This is a genomic window from uncultured Leptotrichia sp. (assembly GCF_938036635.1).
Taxonomy (GTDB): Bacteria; Fusobacteriota; Fusobacteriia; order Fusobacteriales; family Leptotrichiaceae; genus Leptotrichia; species Leptotrichia hongkongensis.
Map to the genome: position 1 here is coordinate 1 of NZ_CALHQO010000273.1, position 2,219 is coordinate 2,219.

Sequence of the window (2,219 nt, forward strand, 5' to 3'; positions counted from 1 at the left end):
AATTAAAAGACTTTCTTGTAATTACTTTAAAATCTATATATCTATTCAACAACTTCATTTAGGATTACAAGTCCCTATTTTATTATGTTTTTTGCTATTATTATATCATATTTCTACATATTCGTACATTCTCGCATTTAACTTTTCAAATCTTTCATTGTGTGTTTATTTTTCAATGTCGTGTAAAACAATTCTATATAAACATTCTACTAATTCCCTTTTCTACTGTTAAAAATGCTCATTCCTTTTGCCAAACAGCTTCTTAAATTTCGCAATTTCATAAAAAGAGCCACAAACTACTATCGCCTTATACCGGCTATTCTTTTCCAAAATCATTTCTTTTGCCTGATTATAGGCATCTAAAATATTGTCTTCAAAAATAATATTATTTGTCAAAATATTTGCATTTTCCAGATTTTTCTTTATTTCATTGGCAGAAAGTCCGTAAGTAACGTCTTTTAGAGAAGTTATAAAAATTTTGTAATTTTTTTCCAAAATTTTCTCAAAAATATTTGCAATATCCTTTGTTCCAAGTATAGAAAGAATAAAAATTACTTCATCATTTTTAAAAAGTTCATTCAAATTTTCTACAAGAACTCGTACAGAATCATCATTATGAGCCACATCCAGTATTGTAGCTGGATTTTGTGAAAAAATCTCAAACCGTCCAGCCAGCGAAATTTCATCAAGCCCTTTCTGAATAATTTCATCACTGATACCATAAATTTTAGCAATTTCATAAGCAATCAAAAAATTATTTGCCTGAAATTTTCCAAAAAGTGGCAATATAAATATTTTTTCTAGATTATGTTTATTTTTTTTATCTTCAATATTTCCAAATTTTTCCAAAGTTTCACTTTCAAAAATTTTCACAATTGTCTTATAATTTTGAGTATCCAGTTCGATTTGTAAATTCTCATACTTTTTCAAGACGTTTACCGAATTATCAGTTTCCTTTTTTACAGCATTCTCCAATTCGACTAAATTCTGGGCGTAAATGCACAACTGTCCGTTATTTATAATACCAGCTTTCCTGTCTGCAATTTTGTCAAGTGAATTTCCCAAAAGACTGACATGATCAAAACTCACATTTGTTATAACCGCAATTGTCGAATTTACAACATTTGTAGCGTCATATCTTCCGCCAAGACCAGTTTCCAGAAATATAAAATCAGGATTTTTTGCCTCAAAATAAAGTAAAGCCATAAAAGTCGTTATCTCAAAAAAATTTATCTGCAACAAATTTTTTTCCAAAATATCCATAACAGCTTCATAATACTTCACAACATCCTCATCAGAAATCATCTCTTTATCCACCAAAATTCTCTCATTAAACCGTAAAATATGTGGCGAAGTAAACTTTGCAACAGAATATCCCGCTGCGAAAAAAATACTCTCTAAAAATGTGGCTGTCGAACCTTTCCCATTCGTTCCTGCAATATGAATAATCTTCTTATTTTTACACGGCTCTCCCAGTAACTCATATATTTTTTTCAGTTTTTCATTATTTTGATTTAAAGATTCATCAGTTATCCTCTTATCAATTGTTCTCATATTAAAAATTTTTTCCAAAACTTCATCTATTTTCATTATCTAATTTTTCCTTTCACTTTAGCATTATACCTTATTAAAAAATAATATTTAACAACAAGAAGGATTCCCTCTTATGAAATAGTGTATAATTCAAAATTTATAATAAATTTTCTTAAATTTAGGTAAACAAAAAGACACCATTACAAGTGCCTTTTTATAAATAACTATTTTTTCTTAGTTTCTTGGAATTTTGCCCAGATTCCTGCTTTTGTTAAAATGCTTTTAACAGTTTCAGTTGGTTGAGCTCCGTGTGATAAGTATTTTAAGATTTCTTCCTCTTTTAATACTACTTGTTTTCCTTCTTCAGCAAGTGGATTGAATGTTCCTAAGTAAGCAACTGCTTTTCCATCTCTTTTTGATAAAGCTTCCATAGCTGCTATTCTATAAAAAGGAACTTTTTTTCTTCCTAATCTAGTTAATCTTAATTTTAACATTAAATTTTACCTCCATTTATTTAATAACTTGAAAATTTATTATTTTAAGTATGTTATGATTATACTAAAATTTTGACAAGTTGTCAAGTTTTTTTTCCTTACAAAATATGAGTAGAAAATTACAAACTTAAATTAATCATAAATTGCAATATTAATTGCGACATTTTACCAAATTTTTTTAAAAACTAATTT

Annotated in this window: 2 protein-coding genes; both read right to left on the reverse strand. The window is 27.5% G+C overall.

Annotated elements, in window-relative coordinates:
* Positions 1 to 228 precede the first annotated feature (228 nt).
* Positions 229 to 1,590, reverse strand: coding sequence for a Mur ligase family protein (locus Q0370_RS05325; protein ID WP_299573069.1), 1,362 nt, complete (start codon positions 1,588 to 1,590; stop codon positions 229 to 231).
* A 167-nt stretch (positions 1,591 to 1,757) separates the two neighbouring features.
* Positions 1,758 to 2,027: a 30S ribosomal protein S16 gene (rpsP, locus tag Q0370_RS05330; RefSeq protein WP_006804498.1), complete on the reverse strand. Its 270-nt coding sequence runs from the start codon at positions 2,025 to 2,027 to the stop codon at positions 1,758 to 1,760.
* Positions 2,028 to 2,219: the final 192 nt, after the last annotated feature.